Source organism: Emcibacteraceae bacterium, assembly GCA_041396985.1.
Classification (GTDB): Bacteria; Pseudomonadota; Alphaproteobacteria; order Sphingomonadales; family Emcibacteraceae; genus Pseudemcibacter.
Window position 1 is genome coordinate 535,545 of sequence record JAWKXO010000002.1, and the last position, 21,105, is coordinate 556,649.

The 21,105-nt window shown below is 41.0% G+C and carries 24 protein-coding genes; 13 read left to right on the forward strand and 11 right to left on the reverse strand.

Annotated features, from left to right (window positions below; genetic code table 11):
- Positions 1-18 precede the first annotated feature (18 nt).
- Complete coding sequence (gene mnmC / locus R3D86_07105; protein ID MEZ5757971.1) at positions 19-1,179, reverse strand: FAD-dependent 5-carboxymethylaminomethyl-2-thiouridine(34) oxidoreductase MnmC; 1,161 nt, start codon at positions 1,177-1,179, stop codon at positions 19-21.
- 122 nt (positions 1,180-1,301) lie between these two features.
- On the opposite strand from mnmC, the gene R3D86_07110 reads away from it, so the two are divergent.
- Positions 1,302-1,889 carry a hypothetical protein gene (locus R3D86_07110; GenBank protein MEZ5757972.1) on the forward strand — a complete coding sequence of 196 codons (588 nt, stop codon included), beginning with the start codon at positions 1,302-1,304 and terminating at the stop codon, positions 1,887-1,889.
- Between the two features lie 12 nt (positions 1,890-1,901).
- Here R3D86_07110 and R3D86_07115 read toward each other — a convergent pair whose 3' ends face one another.
- The gene (locus tag R3D86_07115; GenBank protein MEZ5757973.1) at positions 1,902-4,097 is read right to left on the reverse strand and encodes an EAL domain-containing protein; all 2,196 of its coding nucleotides are present in this window, start codon (positions 4,095-4,097) and stop codon (positions 1,902-1,904) included.
- 196 nt (positions 4,098-4,293) lie between these two features.
- On the opposite strand from R3D86_07115, the gene R3D86_07120 reads away from it, so the two are divergent.
- From R3D86_07120 to R3D86_07130, 3 genes are read left to right on the forward strand one after another with little or no spacing between them, the layout of a single operon-like run.
- Complete coding sequence (locus R3D86_07120) at positions 4,294-4,593, forward strand: sulfurtransferase TusA family protein (GenBank protein MEZ5757974.1); 300 nt, start codon at positions 4,294-4,296, stop codon at positions 4,591-4,593.
- A gap of 31 nt (positions 4,594-4,624) precedes the next feature.
- Entirely contained in the window at positions 4,625-5,026 is a 402-nt protein-coding gene (locus R3D86_07125) for a SufE family protein (GenBank protein MEZ5757975.1), read from the forward strand.
- Positions 5,023-5,844, forward strand: a complete 822-nt coding sequence (locus tag R3D86_07130) for a sulfite exporter TauE/SafE family protein (protein ID MEZ5757976.1) — start codon at positions 5,023-5,025, stop codon at positions 5,842-5,844. Before R3D86_07125 ends, R3D86_07130 begins: the two co-directional genes overlap by 4 nt.
- A gap of 81 nt (positions 5,845-5,925) precedes the next feature.
- On the opposite strand, the gene R3D86_07135 is transcribed toward R3D86_07130, so the two are convergent.
- The 5 genes from R3D86_07135 to R3D86_07155 all read right to left on the reverse strand — a co-directional run bounded on the left by R3D86_07135 (position 5,926) and on the right by R3D86_07155 (position 8,613).
- Entirely contained in the window at positions 5,926-6,849 is a 924-nt protein-coding gene (locus R3D86_07135; GenBank protein MEZ5757977.1) for a hypothetical protein, read from the reverse strand.
- Between the two features lie 21 nt (positions 6,850-6,870).
- Positions 6,871-7,074, reverse strand: a complete 204-nt coding sequence (locus R3D86_07140; GenBank protein MEZ5757978.1) for a hypothetical protein — start codon at positions 7,072-7,074, stop codon at positions 6,871-6,873.
- Between the two features lie 2 nt (positions 7,075-7,076).
- A complete protein-coding gene (locus R3D86_07145) occupies positions 7,077-7,928 on the reverse strand; it encodes an ABC transporter ATP-binding protein (GenBank protein ID MEZ5757979.1) in 852 nt (283 codons plus the stop codon).
- Positions 7,929-7,939: 11 nt separating this feature from the next.
- Complete coding sequence (locus R3D86_07150; GenBank protein ID MEZ5757980.1) at positions 7,940-8,323, reverse strand: GntR family transcriptional regulator; 384 nt, start codon at positions 8,321-8,323, stop codon at positions 7,940-7,942.
- Positions 8,324-8,391: 68 nt separating this feature from the next.
- Entirely contained in the window at positions 8,392-8,613 is a 222-nt protein-coding gene (locus R3D86_07155) for a hypothetical protein (GenBank protein MEZ5757981.1), read from the reverse strand.
- Between the two features lie 219 nt (positions 8,614-8,832).
- Between R3D86_07155 and R3D86_07160 the strand changes: the two genes are divergently transcribed.
- The 6 genes from R3D86_07160 to ettA all read left to right on the forward strand — a co-directional run bounded on the left by R3D86_07160 (position 8,833) and on the right by ettA (position 15,109).
- Positions 8,833-9,300, forward strand: a complete 468-nt coding sequence (locus R3D86_07160; protein ID MEZ5757982.1) for a GAF domain-containing protein — start codon at positions 8,833-8,835, stop codon at positions 9,298-9,300.
- Positions 9,301-9,316: 16 nt separating this feature from the next.
- The gene (locus tag R3D86_07165) at positions 9,317-11,077 is read left to right on the forward strand and encodes an amidohydrolase (protein ID MEZ5757983.1); all 1,761 of its coding nucleotides are present in this window, start codon (positions 9,317-9,319) and stop codon (positions 11,075-11,077) included.
- 3 nt (positions 11,078-11,080) lie between these two features.
- Positions 11,081-11,548 (forward strand): isoprenylcysteine carboxylmethyltransferase family protein, encoded by a 468-nt coding sequence (locus R3D86_07170; protein ID MEZ5757984.1) that lies wholly within the window; start codon positions 11,081-11,083, stop codon positions 11,546-11,548.
- A 118-nt stretch (positions 11,549-11,666) separates the two neighbouring features.
- Positions 11,667-12,428 (forward strand): methyltransferase domain-containing protein, encoded by a 762-nt coding sequence (locus tag R3D86_07175; GenBank protein MEZ5757985.1) that lies wholly within the window; start codon positions 11,667-11,669, stop codon positions 12,426-12,428.
- A 117-nt stretch (positions 12,429-12,545) separates the two neighbouring features.
- Complete coding sequence (locus tag R3D86_07180; GenBank protein ID MEZ5757986.1) at positions 12,546-13,304, forward strand: methyltransferase domain-containing protein; 759 nt, start codon at positions 12,546-12,548, stop codon at positions 13,302-13,304.
- A 125-nt stretch (positions 13,305-13,429) separates the two neighbouring features.
- Complete coding sequence (ettA, locus tag R3D86_07185; protein MEZ5757987.1) at positions 13,430-15,109, forward strand: energy-dependent translational throttle protein EttA; 1,680 nt, start codon at positions 13,430-13,432, stop codon at positions 15,107-15,109.
- On the opposite strand, the gene R3D86_07190 is transcribed toward ettA, so the two are convergent.
- The 4 genes from R3D86_07190 to R3D86_07205 form a co-directional block, all read right to left on the reverse strand.
- Complete coding sequence (locus R3D86_07190) at positions 15,099-15,698, reverse strand: hypothetical protein (GenBank protein MEZ5757988.1); 600 nt, start codon at positions 15,696-15,698, stop codon at positions 15,099-15,101. The two genes, ettA and R3D86_07190, sit on opposite strands and share 11 nt — an antisense overlap.
- 76 nt (positions 15,699-15,774) lie before the next feature.
- On the reverse strand, positions 15,775-16,458 hold the full coding sequence (locus R3D86_07195; protein MEZ5757989.1) for a VacJ family lipoprotein: 684 nt from the start codon (positions 16,456-16,458) through the stop codon (positions 15,775-15,777).
- A 306-nt stretch (positions 16,459-16,764) separates the two neighbouring features.
- Entirely contained in the window at positions 16,765-17,301 is a 537-nt protein-coding gene (locus R3D86_07200; protein MEZ5757990.1) for a hypothetical protein, read from the reverse strand.
- Positions 17,302-17,406: 105 nt separating this feature from the next.
- Positions 17,407-18,048 carry a tetratricopeptide repeat protein gene (locus R3D86_07205; GenBank protein ID MEZ5757991.1) on the reverse strand — a complete coding sequence of 214 codons (642 nt, stop codon included), beginning with the start codon at positions 18,046-18,048 and terminating at the stop codon, positions 17,407-17,409.
- A gap of 116 nt (positions 18,049-18,164) precedes the next feature.
- Here R3D86_07205 and R3D86_07210 point away from each other — a divergent pair, with 116 nt between their 5' ends.
- From R3D86_07210 to R3D86_07220, 3 genes are read left to right on the forward strand one after another with little or no spacing between them, the layout of a single operon-like run.
- Positions 18,165-19,127, forward strand: coding sequence for a metalloregulator ArsR/SmtB family transcription factor (locus R3D86_07210; GenBank protein ID MEZ5757992.1), 963 nt, complete (start codon positions 18,165-18,167; stop codon positions 19,125-19,127).
- A complete protein-coding gene (gene metF / locus R3D86_07215) occupies positions 19,124-20,053 on the forward strand; it encodes a methylenetetrahydrofolate reductase (GenBank protein MEZ5757993.1) in 930 nt (309 codons plus the stop codon). Before R3D86_07210 ends, metF begins: the two co-directional genes overlap by 4 nt.
- Entirely contained in the window at positions 20,050-21,105 is a 1,056-nt protein-coding gene (locus R3D86_07220; protein MEZ5757994.1) for a homocysteine S-methyltransferase family protein, read from the forward strand. The genes metF and R3D86_07220 overlap by 4 nt, the downstream gene beginning before the upstream one ends.

Here is a 21,105-nt window from a genome sequence, read left to right on the forward strand (position 1 = left end):
TAGTCAGGGAATAAATGTCTATTTTTTTGATAATTCGCGAATAATAAATCTGGCCGGATGGAGCAAATGGCATATGTTTTCCTGAAATGGCAACGGCTCAGCACTGAGTAATGAAGTTAAATATTTTGCGAGGATAGGGGCGGAAACAAATCCCTTTGAGCCAAGGCCCGCCAGAATAAATAAATTTTTGTGAAGGGGGGCATCGGGAAAGACTTCATATTTATTCCCGTGGTGAATATTGTTATAGGATGTCAGATATCTGTTATGATCGGGGACGGGGCCACAAAGGGGTAAATGGTCATTCGTCATTGCCCGAATGCCACGGCGGCCTCCAATAACTTCAACATTCTTAAAAGAATAAGGAGACTTCCTTAGATTTTCGTCATGGACTTTTTTTGATATTTTCAATGATGTATTTTTTTCAAAGCTGGCACCACAAATATTAAATCTATCACCATTCGATAATATTGGGGGGGTGAGATATCCTGCTGAATTTAAAATAATATTTTCATCATAATCTGATTTTAAATAGGAAATTTGGCCGGCCAGTTTTTTAAGAGGAATATTTTTAAACTGGGCTATGTTGGAGCAGCTATATGAATTAGCGATGATGACGGCATTTGCCTCAAGAATAGGATTGTCATCGGGATCACATAAAACCCAACTATCATTTTTGTCCTTTAATATGCGTTTTACTGTTGCATTAAAAATTATATTATCAGTGCTGCAAAAAATATTCTTAATATTTTTCGGCTTAATATAACCTGATTTTGTGAAAATAAGTTCATTTCCTTCAAGATGGACACTTTCAGAAGGATATTTTTGTGACATTTTCCTGTAACGTTCTAATGTCTGGGCATTTTCAGCATATTTGATCAGAGGACATGACGTAAATATGTCAGCTCCAAGACTGGGGTAATATCTTAAAGCATATTCATAAGCCATATCATAAAATGATTTTTGAATGGACTCTCCTGCACTGATATAGGGATCAAGTATAGCGACCGGATTGCCAGATGCTTCACTTAAAAGTTGATCGTTTTTTTCGAGTAAGGTTACCCGATATCCTTCATTTTTCAGATGAAGGAATAAAATAATGCCGGAAATGCCGCCGCCGACAATTGCTATATGTGCATTTGATTTAATCGGCTCGGGCAGTTTGAACCATGGTTTATTCATTTTTAAACGATCTTAGAAATCTATATTTTTTAAATAATATAAGACTTATCATATTCTGAAAGTTATATTGGATAATATTTAGAAGATTTTTTAGGCATATCTGAAGTAATGAAAGAAACAAAATGAAAAAAAATATTCTTATTTTTTTATGTTTGCTTATGTCACCTGCATCGGTATCGAAGGGGTCTGCCCAGAGTGTTAATGATCTTGTTGTGCCTTGCGCAATTCCATTTTACCGTGAACTCGATTTTACTGTTGGAGAATGGCAGGTTTTTAATAAGGAAACAGGAAAGCTTGCAGGATATGACAGAATTGGCCGTATTCTGAAAGGTTGTGCCATTCAGCAGATATGGGTGTCGTTAGACGACCATTTCTCTTCTAAATATGTTCCGTTTCGGATGAACGGGCGAAGTGTAACGGCGTTTAACGGGTCATACTGGGTTCAGTTATGGGTCGATAATCAGGCGGGTGTACAATTTTTAAAAGGCGGTCCTGAGAAAGATAAGTTTGTTTTAAAAAGTGATGGAGCCATTGGAGGTTATGACTATAAAATAAGCTGGCAGCGGCAGGATGACGGTACATTACTGAATATACATCAACGACGTGAGACCAAGGAAAGTGAAACCGGTCCTTGGGAGACTTTATATGAATGGGTATATGTGAAAAACCTTAACCGGGATCTTTATCCCAATGAAGAAGATGAGGATTAAGTCAAAGTCAGGCTAAAGCCTTTTTAAGAAAGAGACGAATTCTTCCTGATTAATCGGGCGGCAGAAATAATATCCCTGTAAAATATCACATCCTTTTTCTTTAAGAATTTCAACATGCTTTTCAGTTTCGACACCTTCACCCACTACCTTAAGACCCAGACTGTGACCAAGGCGAATGACCGCGTCTGTAATGGCCGCGTCATCAGGATCTTCATGGATGTTACGGATGAATGACTGGTCTATTTTAAGCTGATCAACTGGAAATCTTTTTAGGTAGGCGAGGGATGAATATCCGGTACCAAAATCATCAATTGAAAGGTTGACGCCCAATGCTTTCAGCTGTTCAAGCTTCATTACAACATTGTCCGTATTCTTAATGACCATTCCTTCTGTAATCTCAAGCTCAAGCCAGCAGGGCTCTAGATTGGAATGATTAATAGCATCTTCAATGGTTTTCACAAAATTATCAGAGTGGAATTGTCTTGCAGAAATATTAACGCTGATACGTATTTTGGGAAGTCCCTGATCCTGCCAGCTTTTGGCCACTTTACAGGCAGTATTTAATACCCATTGACCTATAGGGATCATCAGCCCGCAAATTTCAGCAACAGGGATAAAACTATATGGCGGAATCATCCCTTTTTCCGGATGTTCCCAGCGAATGAGAGCTTCAGCACCGACCAGTTTATTGGTTTTTGCGTCAAACTGGGGCTGGTATTGCAGCAGAAGCTCATCATTTTCCAGTGCTTTATTGAGATCGATTTCAAGCTGCTTTTGAGCTTTAGTTTCGGCATCCATTTGCTGATCATAGAGACGATAAAGACGCCTTCCGTCATCTTTTGCCTGATAGAGGGCAACATCCGCCATTCTAATTAGTTCTATGGGTGTGTCAGAATCATCAGGGTAAAAACTTACCCCAATGCTGGTACCAATCTGAATGATATTGCCATCAATCTCAGCCGGTTGTTGAATGCTGTGAATAATTCTGTCAGCAATTGTTATGATATTTTTATCGTTTTCTATATTGGATAAAACGATTGCGAACTCATCCCCGCCAAGACGGGCAACTGTATCAACTTCCCTGGCGCAATAAAGTAGTCTTTCAGCCACTACCTTTAATAATTTGTCACCGATTGCGTGACCGTATAGGTCATTTACCGGTTTAAATTTATCAAGATCCAAAATCATCACGGCTACTTTTTTATCAAGCCGCTTTGCAATTTTGAGGGCATCTTCAAGTCTTGCGGATAGAAGATTACGATTGGCAAGACCGGTTAGGCTGTCATGCCACGCCATATGCCGGATTATTTTTTCGGCTTCATGCTGTTCGCTGACATTTCTGATTAATACTGTATAGTGTTTTTCCTGCTCCAGAAAAACTTCCCGAATATCAATTCGCAGAGGGACTGTTGAACCATCTTTACGGATACCTGTTTCGTCAGATTTATAAACATTAAGTCCATCAACCTTCTTACTCAGGAAGGATACAAAATCCTTGGATATTTTAAGATATTGAGATTTTAGAAGTGATTTTAATTCCATTCCAATAAATTCAGTAGGCTCATAACCAAATATAATGGACATGGCATTATTTGCAGCAACGATTTGTCCTTTGCTGTTTAAGGTCACCAGACCTTCTTCCATTGCATTCAGAATAATCTGAATTCTCTGTGCTGAATTTGCCGCTTCTTCCTTTGCGATGGCCAGATCTTCTGCCATATGAATGGCTTCTCTGGTCTGTGATTCCAGATATTCCTTGGCAGCCTGAAATTCAATAAGCTGGTTTTTTTCTTGATTTGTATCTTCAAGTAAAGTCAGCACAAGACCTTTTTTTGTAAAAAACTCGACCTTGCATTCAATTGTCTTGTGTTCGTCAATGTTAAACTTATAAATCCAATTGAAATTATTACTGGCGTTGCCATCATGGAACATTTCAATAATCAGGTTGATTGATTTTAAATTTTCTTGCGCTAAATTATTGTTGTATAAAGGAAAATTAAATATATCTCTTAAATTGTTTTTGTCGCTAATTCGGCTCTGATATGTCAGTATCTGAGAAAAAAACACATTATTGTAATCAATCAAATTTAACTTGTTATCGAATAAAGCAACACCAAAAGGCAGACTGTTTAGAATGCTTTCAATATCGAATAAATCATGCGACTTATTACGGTCAAATGGCGTTACCTTTTTGGTCAGTTGGCTCATACCTATCCGATGTATTTTTTAATATATTGAAGAGCCTATGAGCTTAAGTTTAATTTTATGTTAATTTATAATATATTAGATAGAATTCACAGCGTGAGAGTTTTTCCTTAAAGTTGTTATTTTGGCTTTCTCGAGGACTATAATTTTACTCAATTCAATGATGCATCATTGATCTTCTATAATTTATGCTTTGCTTGTGGCGAAACTAATTGCTAAATCAACGTCAGTAAACTTAATCGTAATAATTTTAGAGGAGTATATCATTTCCATAAAGGCGGCCGAGAGACTTGATGTAAGTGGGCATAAATGCCCCATACCGGTGCTACGGCTTCGTCGGGCCATGGAAAAAATGAGTGTCGGGGAATGTCTCGAATTAAAGGCAACGGATCCGATGACAATGATTGACATTCCAAATTTCTGCCGCGAAACGGAACAGAAACTGGTACACACAACAGAAACAGATAAGCATATAATTTTTGTGATTGAAAAATGCTGACTTATCAGAAAAATCAAAGTGACTTTGTGTTATGAATATTGAAGAAATAAAAGAAACTTTTGAGTTTATGGATGAATGGGAAGACCGGTACCGCTATATTATTGACCTTGGCCGCCAGCTCCCTGATTTTGACGAAAAAGACCAGACGGAAGAAAACCGTGTACACGGCTGTACCAGCAAAGTCTGGCTGGTGTATGAAAAACAGGGTGATAAATTAATTTTTAAGGGTGATAGTGATGCCCATATCGTCCGTGGACTTGTATCTATTATCCTCATGATTTTTTCAAACAAAACACCGGAAGAAATTATCAACACCGACGCAAAAGCCATTTTATCAGATTTGGGATTATCACAGCATTTGTCCCCAATGAGAACGAATGGGTTATTTGCAATGGTTGAGCGTATTAAAGCAATAGGGAAAAGCTTTCTTTGAACGAATTAGCGGAAATGGTTCCTTTGATATTAGGTATGCTGGCGGCAGGGGTCGTGAGTGGTGTTATGGCGGGGCTGCTGGGGATCGGCGGCGGGATTGTTGTTGTCCCAATCCTTGAATTTGCTCTTTCTGTTTTCGGGGTTGATGAAACAGTTCGTATGCATATAGCGATTGCCACCTCACTTGCCATTATTATTGTTACGTCTTTTTCATCGGCGAGAGCACATCACAGGCGTGGAAATGTTGACTTGAAACTTATCAAAAGCTGGGCAGTATCTATGTTGATTGCTGCTGCAGTCGGTAGTTTTGCAGCATCAAAATTAAACGGAAAATCACTGGTCATTCTGTTTGCCTTGCTCGCTTTTTTTGTAGCCCTTAAAATGCTTTTCAAGGGGGACACCAAAAAAGCAGGGGAGCAGTTCCCGGATAGTATTGCTGTCCAGCTTATGCCAATATCAATAGGCGGTCTATCCAGCATGATGGGAATTGGCGGGGGTGTTATGGGGGTCAGTTTTATGACGCTTTTTGGAATGCCAATTCACAGGGCGGTGGGGACTGCTTCCTTTTTTGGCGTGTTAATCAGCATTCCCGGGACGATTAGTTATATGATTACGGGCTATGGTGTAGAAGGACTTCCGCCGGGCAATATTGGATATGTCAATTTGTTCGGGCTCGCACTGGTGGCTCCGGTTTCTTATTTTGCAGCACCGATTGGTGCTAAAATTGCGCATCGGCTGGATCAGCGGCAGTTAAATTTGGCTTTTGGAGCCTTTTTATTGTTTGTTTCAAGCCAGATGATTTACCGCTATCTTTTCTAAATAAAAAAAACCCCGGCTAAAAGCCGGGGCAAGAGGGAAGATATCGGGCAGGACGAATTTCCTGCCCTTAAGGTAATCATGTTAAGCAATACTGTTTCTTTTGCGGATTTGGATGCATCCAATGATCATTGCCGCCGCCACAACAATGCCGGCCCAGAATGATGGCTCTGCGAAGCTGCCGAACAGTCCAAAGATACTACTGACCATGGTTGCACCGTGATCAACATCATAGCGGTCTACATACGTTTCCAGATGAATGAAGCGGGATTGCAGGGCGCTCTCCAGAAAATGGCTGCCGAAGAAAAGATTTTCAATAATGATGATTAAAACCGGAATGATAAATGCCAACAGAAAAGGGGAACGACGTGAAAAGCTTGATACAAGCATGAACCAAGTAAAGATCGGTAAAGTCCAGAGAATGATGACAAAAGTGGGGATGATGTCTCCGGTGAGTACAGCCATGTAATTGATGTTAGAGAAGACAAGATTCCAAGCACTATAGTCTGTATGCAGGGCAACCATTGCGCCAAGCATCAACATGGTGGCAAATTGAATGATGAGAGCAAACCCAATGGCAATAATTGGTAAAACAACGATAACAGTTGCGAGCTTAACCAGCACTTCCTGAGTGTCGGAAACCGGCATTGATTTCCAGAAAAGGATAGTTTTGTCCTTTCTTTCGTCAAACAGAACGGAAAGAGCTGTAAATACCATACTGAAAGCTACGGTGATCATCAGGATCATCGGCGAAACCATAACCATACCGGTCACTATTTCAGATGATTTCGGTCCAAAATCCGGGTCGCGTGCAATATGATCACTCATGGACATACCGTCTATCATCATGCCGTGGCCATTTACCATCGCGACAAGTCCAAAAAAGATAAACAGTCCTGTAACGACCATAGGTGTTACAAGTATGGCACGTTTGTTATCCCAGAACTCTTTAAGGAATAGAGCCTTAATCGGGTTATAGCCATTTATTGTTGTTAAAGTAGAAAACATTTCATTCTCCAATTATTGTATTTAAATAAAAAGGCATAGGCCGATGGCACAAACCATGACATTGTTTTTTATTGGCGCTGCTTTTTCAATTGTTAAGTTATGCCCAATGCTTGAAGCACTTAAGCCTCTTATGCCAACGGTTGCGATGGTTATCAGAAAGGCAATAAGCCCAATATTAACGAGAGTATAAATATTATTGCGGTTTTTAGATTGCGTTGTTTCCATGATTATTCCCCTGTCATCAACGTCACGAAAAGATCAGAAAGTGATAGCCTGCTGACAGCTCCCAATTCTTTCAGTGTTGCATTGTCACACTCTTTGAAAACGAAACTGGTCCGGCCTAATGATTTTATTTCGCGGAATGGTGAAAGGGCGCGTGCCTCATCAACACTTTCTTTTTTGGGCTCTAGAACTTTCCAGGTGTTCTGTGTTTCTTCCATACTTGCGTTATACATAATTCTGCCCTCACGGATGAAGATGACATCGGTCAGAATATTTTCTATTTCATCAACCTGATGGGTGGTAATGATGATTGTTTTCTCTTCATCAAAATAATCCTCAAGAAGCTGATCGTAAAATGTTTTACGGTACATGATGTCAAGACCGAGGGTTGGTTCATCAAGTACGAGAAGTTTGGCATCAATCGCCATAATAAGTGCCAGATGCAATTGCACGATCATTCCTTTTGATAATTTTCCTACCTTTTTATCCATCGGAATGGTTGTTTTTTTCAGAAAACCCAGGGCTTTTTCCCGGCTAAATTTTGGATGAACACCTTCAACAAACTCTATAGCCTGACTAACCTTGATCCAGCCGGGTAGCGTTGCAACATCTGAAATGAAGCAAACTTCTTTCATAAGCTGATCACGCTGACTATGAGGGTCAAACCCGAGTACATTTAGTTCACCTTCATAGGAGCTCAGGCCCAGTATGGCATTAATCAAAGTTGTTTTTCCGGCACCGTTGGAGCCGATAAGGCCGACAATCTGTCCTTTGTTTATTGATAGGTCAACATCCTTTAGGGCCTGGAATTTGCCGTATGATTTGCTTAGGCCTTTTGCGCTGATATAAGTTGTCATTTCCATGTCCTTTATTCTTTATTATCTGGCGCTGAACCATTTTTAGAAGTGGATGAAAGTAATGTAGCAGGATCAATTCCCAGTCTTGAGATTCGTTCCATGATTTTTGGCCACTCCACTTCCATAAAGTTCTTTTGTTCGGCGGCGAGTAAATTTTTTCTCGCACCTTCTAAAATATACATTCCAAGTCCCCTTCGTTTTTCGACAAGTCCTTCATCAACCAGCTCGGAATAGGCTTTTGAAGCTGTTATCGGATTAATCTGATATTCTACTGCAACCTTTCTAACCGAAGGGAGAGCCTCTCCCTCCTCAAGTATCCCATCCATGATCATTGAAAGAATTTGATCCTTCAGCTGGAGATATATAGGTCTGTCATCTGTCCATTGTTCTGTCACAGTATTTTCCAATCATAATAAATTTGTCTCAGTTTTGCTTTTGTGGACGATCCCATTCATTGGATGATTTATGCAACAAATGTTTTTTCAGTATGACTTTCTATTCCAAATCCCAATTGATGCTGACTGCCATTTGAAATTACAGACAGTATAAGCAGGCTAAGGACGGCAAAACCGGCAAAAATTCTGCGGTTATTGTTTTCAAGAATTTTTGTGTCGGCTTGTGGTTTGTTTCCTACAAGTCCTAGAAAGCTGTTTGGGCTAATTGCGTTTTTATATAAATTCAACATTTTTTAGTTCCTAAATTTCAATTTTACGTGTTTTAGTGTTTAAGTGTTGTAGTTATATATAACACTATATCGATTAAAGTCAATATCAAATATAAAATTTTGTGAAAAATCATAAAAAACATAATGAAAACAGTTAATTAAATATTATTTTATTTTCATTTTCTGGAAGGAATAAGTGTTATATAATGGTCAAAAGGGTGCTGCAGAGGTGTTTATTTAATGGAAAAAGAATCAAAATATCGACTTGTTGAGGCTGAAATTTATAGCGTTACCAGGGACGAACCCAATATAATAGCCAATATGTCTTCCATATCTTGTCTTCTTAATCTGGCATTTGAGGATTACTACTGGGTTGGATTTTACATCGTTGATCAGGAAAAGGAAAACGAACTTGTCGTGGGACCCTATCAGGGGACGCTTGGCTGCCTTCGTATTTCTTTTGACCGCGGTGTTTGTGGTAAGGCGGCGAGCACCCGCACAACACAAATAGTCGAAAATGTTCATGAATTTCCGGATCATATTGCTTGTGACAGTCGGTCAAATTCTGAAATTGTCGTGCCGGTTCTAAATGGCAAGGGTGATCTGATCGCTATATTTGATGTTGACAGCACAAAATTTGCCTCGTTTGATAAAACTGACCAGATTTGGCTGGAAAGAATTTTAAATACGGTTTTTTCAAAATATTAAAATGAATGAGTTCAATATGATTAAAAAAATTGCCCTTACCTTTCTATTGGTGTTTGTCGTTGGGTGTGAACAGCAATCGACTGATTTGAATAAGCAGGAAACCGAAATTGCAGATTCAATTCTAACAAATGGCAAAATATACAGTTTTTCATGGGGCGAGCCTTCTATAGAGGGAATACCTGCTGGCGATGCACCGATTAAAGACGGGAACTGGCAGCCGGATGCAGAGGCGGTCGCTATTAAAGATGGTGTCATATTAGCCATAGGCTCTAATCAGGATATTGAAAAATATAATGGGCCGCAGACAAATGTCATTGATGTAAAAGGAAACTATATTTATCCGGGATTTGTTGATACGCACGCTCATATAGAAGAACTGGGAGCAACACTTGATGATGTTAACCTGAAAGGCGTTGAAACAGAAGAAGAAGCGGTACAGCGAGTTGTTGATCATATTAAGAAATATAATGTTCCAAAAGGGCAATGGGTTGTTGCCCGGGGATGGGACGAGGGGCGTTGGGCTGATAAATATCCGACTGAGAAACTATTATCGGAACGGGTTCCTGATAATCCTGTCCTTATGGATGGCACGAATGGATTTGGTGCCTGGGGTAATAAGCTGGCGATGGCTGCAGCAGGAATAACGAAGGAAAGCGAAAATCCGGTAGGGGGCATTATTCACCGCTATGAGAATGGTGAACCAAACGGCGCAGTAAGAAATCGTGGTGTTGCCCTTTATCGTGAAGCCGTCCCGCCATTAAGCCATGAGCGGATGATGAACAGATTAAAAAACGGGCTTCAGTTAATGGCCAATGATGGCTATGCCATGGTTCATCATGCTGGCGCCAATACCCCGATCATGAAAGCCTATCAATCATTGAATGACGCAGATGAATTGCAAATCAGAGTTAGCGCGATGATCAGCGGCCGTGATAAGCCACAAATGCTGGAATGGATAAAGTCAGGGCCGATCAGATACGACAGCAATAAATTATTTGTCCATTCAGTTAAAGGATATTACGACGGTTCACTCGGTGCACGTGGCGCAAAAATGATTGAAGAATATTCCGATATGCCGGGGCAGTTTGGTGTATCAGGCGAAGGTTATGGATTTTTCACCAAAGAAATCAGCGATATAATGCAGGCAGGATTTCAGATAAACATCCATGCAATTGGTGATGGCGGCAACCGCGAAGTCTTGCATTTTTTTAAAGATAATATTGTAAAAAATCCGGAACTTCAAAAACTGCGTCACCGAGTTGAGCATGCACAGGTTGTTCACCCGGATGATTTCAAGCTTTATAATGATCTGGATATCATTGCAGCGGTACAGCCGCCGTTTGTGGCAGAAGATAAAGTCTGGACCGTTGACCGGATTGGGCCGGAACGGGCCAAAGGGGCCTATGCCTGGCGCACATTCCGTAGAAACCATGTTCCCCTAGCCTTTGGGTCTGATCTGATGGGGTATGACTGGAATATCTTTTATGGCCTTCATTCAGCCATAACGCGTCAAAGCCGTGATGGTGAGCCGGCAGGCGGGTGGTATCCGGAGGAAAAACTGACCGCAGAGGAAGCAATTCGAGGTTATACAAGCTGGGCGGCTTATGCTGCTTTTCTTGAAGATGAAACCGGCACCCTGGAGCCCGGAAAGTGGGCAGACATGACGATTACAGATATTGATTTACTTAATGTAGGAGCGCATAATCCAGCGGAGCTTCTTAATGGAAAAGTTGTAATGACCATTACTGGAGGAAATACCGTTTTTCAGAAGGATTAAAGCATGAATGACCATCAGGACAATGCGGGGATCATTACTCATCCGCCCGTTTTTTATATAGTCGCAATGGTTATTGGCCTGATTCTGGATTATATATTCCCGCTTTCTTTTGGCCTTGAGGGTAATGAAAAATTGGCAGCAATTATTCTGTTCATATTGGGCACCATTATCATAATTCTTGGGTTTAGAATTTTTGCCAGCAATAAACAGAGCCCCAGCGTTCATGCATCCGTTTCCAAGATTTATCAATCAGGTATTTATGCCTATTCAAGGAACCCCATTTATCTTGGGGTTGCACTAATGATGCTGGCAGTGGGACTATATCTTGATAAACTCTGGATACTTATCATGATGATCCCTCTAATCATTATTCTGAACAGATTGGTGATTGAAAAAGAAGAAGCTTATCTTGAAGCTAAATTTGGCGACGAATATATAAACTATAAGAAAAAAGTCCGCCGCTGGATTTAAGGTCTATTTGTCCATACATCACAAAAAATTGATGTGAATTCACTTTTTTCAAATTCGATTTAGCTTAAAATCAGCCGTTCTTAATTACAAATAATCCATAAAAATAATTGGGTGGAAAATGTCGACAAATCTGAAAAAAATTTCACTATTTATGCTAATTGCGCTTTTACCTGTTTTATCACAGACTGCTCATGCAGATCAGTATGATGATCTGATTAAAAAGGCAGTTGAGAACCCTGCAAGAAAAGAAGGCAACAGGTCAAAGGACCCGCTACGTAAACCAACCGAAGTGGTAAAATTTATGGGCGTAAAACCCGGCATGACAATTTTGGATATGTATGCTGATGGCTCATATTATACCGAAATTCTGTCCTCAATTGTTGGTGAAAACGGACGGGTGATAGCTCAGATGTTTCCCGATGCAGGAAGAGACCCAGATAATCCAACATCGACTTATATAAGAGCATCAAATCATCTTAAAAATGTTGTTCCTATATATTCAAATATCAATGATCTGGATTTTAAGGAAAACAGTCTGGATCAGGTTTTTATCATCCAGTTTTACCATGACTTTTATTATAAAGGTATTGAAGTAGACTTTGATAAAATTATGGCAACATACCACAAAGCCCTGAAACCTGGTGGCATCATAGCTATTGTAGATCATGAAGCGATCAAGGGCGCTCCTAGTAGCACGGGTGATACACTTCATCGAATTGATCCGGCAATTGTCAAAAGTGATATGGAAAAAGCCGGGTTTATTTATGAAGGTGGCATGGACATTCTTTTGAACGATACGGATGATAAATCCATTTCCGTTTTTGATGACAGTGTCCGTGGTAAAACAAGCCGCTTCATTATGAAATTCAGGAATCCCTGATAAAGTAGAATCAGACCCATTCTAAATAATGAATTATAACTACAATTCACGCTGATTTTTTGCTACTCTGATCATGAAGGGCGAATTTATAATGGATATTAATTTGGAGGAAGAAAGATGGTGACTAAATTTTTGAAAACTTCACTAGTGTATTTGATCTTTAGTATCTTTGCAAATGGCCCTGCTCACGCGCAGAACAATGATGCACTGATTGATGCTGCGGTGGCAAATCCAAACAGGATGGAAGCCAATAAAGTTCGTGATCCGCTGAGAAAACCGGGCGAAGTCATTAAATTTATGGGGGTCGGTCCTGGTGATACTGTGCTTGATATGGTTTCTAGTGGGGGTTATTACGCAGAAATACTTGCAGGGGTTGTTGGTAAAAATGGACGTGTGATTGCTCATTCTTTTCCGAATGCGGGAATGGACCCTGATAATGAATATGCGAAATATATTCGTGAAACACCGCACATGAGCAATGTTGTTCCAATATATGCAAGCTTTAATAGTCTTGATCTGAAAGAAAATAGTCTGGATTATGTTTTTCTGATTCAAAATTTCCATGATTTCTATTTTGAGAGATTTAATGTCGATGTGGATAGAATTCTTGGTGTATTTAGAAAAGCTTTGAAACCAGGTGGCATAATGGCGGTAATTGACCATCGTGCTATTGATGGATCTCCAAGTAGTACAGGCAATACGGTCCACAGAATTGATCCGGCAATTGTCAAGCGTGATATGGCGAAAGCAGGTTTTGAACTTGTTGGAGAGCTTGATATTCTTCAAAATGATACCGATGATCTTTCAAAATCTGTTTTTGATGAAAGTGTACGCGGAAAAACCAGCCGTTTTATTTTGAAATTCAGAAATCCATAAAGGCAGATTTATCAGTATTTTTAAAATCCCCCTGTATAATATACGGGGGATTTTTTTATCATTGCACATTCTCCGTGCTTTGAGTTATACAGGCTCGAAATTATTTAACCGAATGTGAGACGTAAATGGCATCTTATCAATATAGCTTCGTTATGAAGGGGCTCGGAAAAACGTATCCGGGGGCAAAACCGACTTTTAGTGACATTACGTTGTCATTCCTGCCGGATGCTAAAATTGCCGTAATTGGTGTAAACGGTGCCGGTAAGTCCACTTTGATGAAAATCATTGCCGGTATTGATAAGGATTATACAGGCGAAGCCTGGGCGGCCGAAGGTGTACGTGTAGGGTATCTTGAGCAGGAACCCCACCTTGATCCGAAAAAAACCGTATTCGAAAATGTCATGGATGGCATGGGGGAAATTAAAGGCATCGTTGATGAATTTAATGAAATCAGTGCAAAGTTTGCCGAGCCAATGTCAGATGATGAAATGAATGATCTGATTGCTAGACAGGGAGAGCTTCAGGACAAGATTGATGCAGCAGATGCCTGGGATCTGGACAGTCGTGTTGAGCTTGCGATGGAAGCCTTACGCTGTCCACCGAAAGATGCTGATGTTACGGTTCTTTCCGGCGGTGAGCGCCGACGCGTTGCTTTATGCCGGCTGCTCCTTGAAAAGCCAGAAATTTTGCTTCTTGACGAACCAACCAACCACCTGGATGCAGAATCCGTTGCCTGGCTAGAGAACCATCTCCAGGAATATAAAGGAACTGTTATTCTGGTTACCCATGACCGTTATTTTCTGGATAATGTTGTGAACTGGGTGCTGGAATTGGACCGTGGCCGGGCCATTCCCTATGAAGGCCATTATTCTTCATGGCTTGAGCAAAAGGAAAAACGCCTTCTGCAGGAAGAGCGAATGGAGGAAGGCCGTAAAAGAACCATGAAGCGTGAGCTAACATGGATTCAGCAGTCACCAAAAGCCCGTCAGGCTAAAAGCAAAGCCCGTATTAAGGCATATGATGATTTGCTTGCTGCCGCCCAAGAAGGTCGTAATGGTGAAGCGCAGATACAAATTCCGGTCGGGCCTCGTCTTGGTGGTGTGGTTATTGAAGCTGAGAACCTTAATAAAGGGTTTGATGATCGGCTTCTAATTGAAAATCTCAGCTTTAGATTGCCACCGGGGGGTATTGTCGGTGTTATCGGCCCGAACGGTGCCGGTAAATCGACGCTCTTTAAAATGATTACGGGTATTGAAAAACCGGATTCAGGTTCTATCCGTGTTGGTGAAACCGTGCTGCTTGGCTATGTCGATCAGAGCCGTGATGGTCTTGACAACAACAAAACGGTTTGGGAAGAAATATCAGACAAACTTGATGTATTTGATTTTAATGGTCGGAAAGTTCCAACCCGTGCTTATGTTGGCAACTTTAACTTTAAAGGGACTGATCAGCAAAAGAAACTAGGCCAGCTTTCCGGTGGGGAAAGAAACAGGGTGCATCTTGCCAAAATGTTAAGAACGCCTGCTAACGTACTGCTTCTTGACGAGCCAACCAATGATCTTGACGTGGAAACATTGAGTGCCCTTGAAGCGGCGCTCGAGGATTTCGCTGGATGCGCCGTTATCATCTCGCATGATAGATGGTTTTTAAACAGGATTGCGACGCATATTCTGGCGTTTGAGGGAAATTCCCATGTGGAATGGTTTGAAGGAAACTATGAGGATTATGAAGCAGACCGCCGCAGAAGATTGGGTGATGCTGCTGACCGTCCTCATAAAATGCAGTATAAAAAGCTTACGCGTTAGAGGATGTTTTTTCTCTATAAATGAAAACGCGTGCAGTATAGCCAAGTGCAAGAAGATATAGGCTAAGAGATGTGACGGGTGTCCACCAGGTTAGGTCAGGCCAACCGGTAAACAGCATTAGTCCCATAACGCCTCCAAAATACCCGCAATATACAACGGATTCTATATGCCGGCTAGAAAATGAATAACGACCTTCTATAACCGTATAGCCTCCTGTTCCGGCAAGATAACCGCCCACGATTTGTTCTATAGAAAAGTAATTTACAAGGGCACCAGTCAATACAAGGATACAGGCAACTATCGTAATCACTGTAAGGCTGAACCTCCATGCAAAGCCTGGATTTATTCCATATTTTAAAAGTATCGCAATTTGTGTCATCGCTGAAATAAGGAGGATAGTGCCAATGAGAGCCACTTCATCAACTGATCCAAAAAAAGGTAAAAGAATGCCGATCAGACCAAGAACCGTATAAACCGGCCATTGCATTAGCAACATTGTACGACTTGCTTTGATAGCACTGCTTCTTTTTTCATCATTTGTTGAAGGCATCAGGTTCGCCTGACTTACAGTATCAATATTTTGTGTCATGACTCAGCTCTTGTTATATTTTTTATATATAATAAGTACAAAAGAGATAAAAAAACAAGATCAAAGACTGCAGAACTTAAAAATCTTCATCAAAATCTTCGTCAAACAAATCATCTTCTTCACTGGTATCAAGATCACCATTGTTAATATCATAAAGTCTTAATTGACGATAACTGCTTCGATATGTGGCGTATAAATCTGTAGAAGATTTGCTTAAGTCGTCAAGGGTTTCAAGATTCTCTTCCCGGTAAATAAGACCTCTGAGGGCCAGTCTGCCATACCGGACATATGTCCAATGTTTATGGGCAAGCCAGAAACTGACTGGATCATAAAAGAAATCAAGTACAAATCCTGAAAAATCCCTGACATTGGAAGGCCCAAGAAACGGCAACATCAGAAAAGGCCCATCCGGAATTCCCCATACTGCAAATGTTTCTCCAAAATCTTCATCATGACCTTTAATGCCCCATCTTGATGCAGTATCAAAAACACCCAGTAATCCGAATGTGGAATTGATTAGAAAGCGGGATATTGATGTTCCCGCTCGCTTTGGCTCTGCCTGTAATACATCGTTTACAAAGGTTACTGGCTCTCGCCAGTTAACGACGAAATTTGCGATACCATTTCGTATATCCGGGGGACCCCATAAGCGATATAGCCTTGCCGTTGGTTCCAGAATTGTTTCATCAAAAAGTATATTAAAAGCAAAAATTTGCCTGTTCATTGGCTCAAGTGGATCATTGGCTTTTTCATAAGCCATTAAAGCTTCCGGATTTGATTCTGGAGGCCTTTTTGCACAGGAAGTTGCAAACAGAAGAATAAGTGTAACCACAGTAAACTTTATGAACGGAAGTCCAATCGATTTGCCGCCATTGTAATATTCAGGTCTTTTTCTTCTGTAAAGAATAGATTTCATAATCGATTTATAGCTATTTTTAGTGAATATTTTATGAATACAAAAACAGAGACTATTAGAGTCTGTTATAGAATATTCAATGCAATTAGCAACTATAAATCGGAATGTAAAAAAGCATATTTCAACTTGAAGATATGTTTCTGGCAGTAATTATTTACCTGTAGATCTTACCTCTGCAATTTTTATGTTATGCTCTAATATCTTTTTAATTCGCGGTATGTCTGAAGCTCTGCTGAAAGCACTTTTGTAGTCTGCTAGTGCCTGCTCAAAATTTTCAGTTTTATAATTTAATGATCCACGGCTGTTATAGGCCTGCCATCGTTTGGGGGATTGCTGAATGGCTTCATTGCAGGCGTCCATAGCTTTCTCATATTCCTTATTTGCTGTTAGGCTGACGCAAAGGGCATTATAGGCATCATATCTGTAATTTGATTTTTCCCCGGCTCTTTCACTCTGAGCGAGACTAGTAACAAGTTTAGTTGCTTCCCGGACAGCCCCGCTTGTGTCTCCTTCATTAATTAAATTTCTAATGGCATTTATGGTATCATCACTAGCGAAGTCTATTCTTGCTCCGACGACAGCACCTGTCCAGGGTTCATAATTCTGAGCTTTAACCGCAGATGAAATGGAAAGAAGAAAAAATAGAAAAGGGGTAGTAAGAAATATATGGCTATATAATTTGAACATTGTAAGATCAATGCACCTTTCTGGCTGTGATAAATATAGAGTCCGGCAATATTTAAGCTCTATGGCACAACAAGCTAAAATGAAGCTTGTTGCGCCAATGATATATTAATTTTTTGATTGGGCAAGACTGATGTTATGCTCCAGAATTTCTGAAATATTGTTTATTTTTGGGGCATGTTCCAACGCAAGCCGGTAATCTTTCTCAGCCTCAGCAAAATTCCCTGACCTGAAATTAAGAGATCCTCGACTGTTGTAGGCAAACCAGCGGGCAGGAGCTTCTGCTATAGCAGTGTTGCAGGCTTCCATTGCCTCATCATATTTTTTTTGTGCTGTTAGACCAAGACACAAGGCGTTATATGCATCATATTTATATTGGGATGTTTTGCCAGAACGCTCAAAGTTTTCCAGTGAAGAAATATACTTCTTTGCATTATTTACTGCACCTACATAATCCTGATTGTTCAGCATCCTGCGAATTGCGGACATTTCGTCAGTAGTAGCAAGGTTGATATTGTCACCTGGTATTGTCCCTACCCATGGTTCTGTTGCTCCCTGTGCATTTGATAGTGAAGGTAATATAGTCAGTCCAGCAACCAGCAGAAAGCCGGCTAAAACTTTTTTGGTTTTTAATAGTTCTTTCAGATTATTACGCATATTCATTCCTTTTAAAATTCTCTGAATTTCGCCAGTAGAATAATCTTTATCGTCTAAGGCAAAATTGTTTGGTTTGCTCCGTTCCATATACATATTATTTGGGTATTCTCTGAAAAAAGTCAAATCACATTGGAATATGAATTGATCACATTAATGTTATTTACATTATATAAATATATCTTTATATATTTCTTTATAAGGATAGGTGCATGGAGAACCGGAATATGGAACTTGGCCTGGATGATTTACTTGTTGCTTTAAAGGCTGCAGGTGAGGAAACGCGTCTACGCATACTCGCGCTTTTTAGGACAGGAGAACTGACCGTTACAGAATTAGTTTCTGTGCTGAGACAAAGTCAACCAAGAATTTCCAGGCATTTAAGATTGTTATGTGAAGCTGGACTTCTGGAACGGCACCGTGAAGGAACCTGGATATTTTACCGTTTGGCTGATGGTGGTGCCAAAGCTACGTTGGCAAAATCACTTCTCGATTATATTCCCTATTCTGATCAAATATTGCAACATGATCAGGAAAGACTGGCAGAGGTTAAAAAAGAGAGAGATAAAAAGGCTGCAAAATATTTCCGGGAAAATGCGGCAAACTGGGATAAAATAAGATCTCTATATGTGCCGGAAAAACAGGTTGAAGAATATCTTCTGAAAATATCTGCCGATATGGAAATTAATGACTTGCTTGATGTGGGGACAGGCACAGGGCGGATGCTTGAACTCTTTGCCGGACGGGCGGCTCATGGGACAGGCATTGATCTTAGCCGTGACATGCTTGCCATTGCCAGATCGCACCTGGAAAATAAGGCCATAAGCCATATGCAGGTTCGCCAGGGGGATATGTATGATCTAGCATTAAAGGATGAATGTATGGATTTGGTGCTTTTTCATCAGGTTCTGCATTTTGCCGATGATCCGTTAGCGGCCATTAAGGAGACCAGCCGAATTCTTCGCTCCGGAGGTCATGTAATCATTATCGATTTTCTTCCTCATAAACTGGAAAAATTAAGGGAGGAGTATGCGCACAGACGTTTAGGCTTTTCTAATAAGGAAGTAACCGACTGGTGCAAAATGACTGGTCTTCAGATTACGTCTATGGAGATCATGCGGGGCAGTGAGCTTGATATTGCGATTTGGGTAGCCACAAAGAATAATAAATCATGAAGTTAAAAAGTATGAATAATAAAAATACCAAGGACTATTTACTGCCTAGCCTGTTTGCCGAACGTGCACAGGGTATAGAGGTTTCTTTTGAATTTTTCCCGCCTAAGACGGAGCAAATGGAAGAAACACTCTGGCAAAGTATCAGAAAACTCGAAAATTTAAATCCGTCCATGGTTTCGGTAACATACGGAGCCGGCGGAAGTACGCGTGAGAGAACCCATAAGACGGTTTCCCGTATTTTAAAGGAAACAGCACTAACGCCCGCCGCGCATCTGACATGTGTTGGGGCTACTAAGGGCGAAGTCGATGATGTTGCCCGTGCCTATTGGGACGAAGGGGTACGCCATATTGTCGCCCTGCGCGGCGATATGCCAACAATAGGTCAGCCTTACAAACCCCATGCGCTAGGATATGAGAATGCGGCTGACTTGGTTAAGGGCTTAAAGAAAATAGCAGATTTTGATATTTCGGTTGCGGCCTATCCTGAAAAACACCCGGATAGTGCAGATGTTGATGCGGATATTGACAATCTGAAAAGAAAAATAGATGCCGGGGCAAACCGCGCCATTACCCAATATTTCTTTGATGTGGATATTTATTTTCGCTTTATGGATAAGGTCCTTGCCGCGGGCATTGATGTCCCGATTGTCCCGGGGATTATGCCGGTCACAAATTTTAATATGGCAAAAAACTTTTCAGAACGTTGTGGAACGTCTGTGCCGGCATGGCTTGAAAATCTTTTTTCCGGCCTTGACGATACACCCGACATCAGGCGGCATGTGGCGTCCATGATCACGGCTGAACAATGTCTTAAACTTTATAGGGGTGGCGTTAAGAACTATCATTTTTATACACTGAACCGCGCGGAACTTACATTTACCATCTGCCACATTCTAGGCATCAGACCAGAGGGAGAACCATCATGACCGATAGAACAGCCCTTTTGAAGCGGGCTTTGGCTTCACGCATACTTGTGCTCGATGGTGCGATGGGAACAATGATCCAGTCTTTTAAACTTGGCGAAGAAGATTTTCGTGGAGAGCTTTTTAAATCAAAAACCAAAGATATAAAGGGTAATAATGATATTCTTGCCATGACCAAACCGGATTTGATTTATGGTATCCATAAAAAATTTCTGGAAGCCGGGGCAGACATTATTGAAACCAACAGCTTTAACGCCACCAGCATTTCACAGGCCGATTATGATATGGAAGATGTCATATGCGACCTTAATGTTGCCTGCGCAAAAGTGGCGCGTAAAGCGGCTGATGAATTTACAGCAAAAACACCAGATAAGCCCCGGTTTGTTGCCGGGGTGCTTGGCCCCACCAGTCGTACGGCTTCACTCTCTCCGGATGTTAATGACCCGGCCTTTCGGAATGTCAGTTTTGATGAACTTGTCGAAAGTTATAAGGAAGCCACAAGGGGGCTTATTGATGGCGGGGTTGATATCATTTTGATTGAAACCATTTTTGACACGTTAAATGCCAAAGCGGCAATTTTCGCAGTTCAGTCGGTTTATGAGGAAAAAAATGTGGACCTGCCGATCATGATATCCGGTACAATTACCGACGCATCAGGCAGGACACTGTCAGGACAAACGGCTGAGGCGTTCTGGTATAGTATTCGCCACGCCAACCCGATCAGTGTAGGCTTTAACTGTGCCCTCGGTGCCAAAGAACTGAGACGTCATGTGGTGGCACTATCAAAAGTTGCCGAAACAGCGGTATCCGCCCATCCCAATGCGGGACTTCCCAACGAAATGGGTGAATATGATGAAAGTCCGGAAGAAATGAAAGCTCAGTTAAAGGAATGGGCCGAAAGCGGCTATCTTAATATTGTCGGCGGATGCTGCGGAACGCGCCCTGACCATATTAAAGCGATTGCTGCCGGGGTGGCCGGAATTAAGCCGCGCAAAATTCCCCATTTTGAGCCCCATATGCGCCTTAGTGGCCTTGAACCCTTTAAGGTAATATAA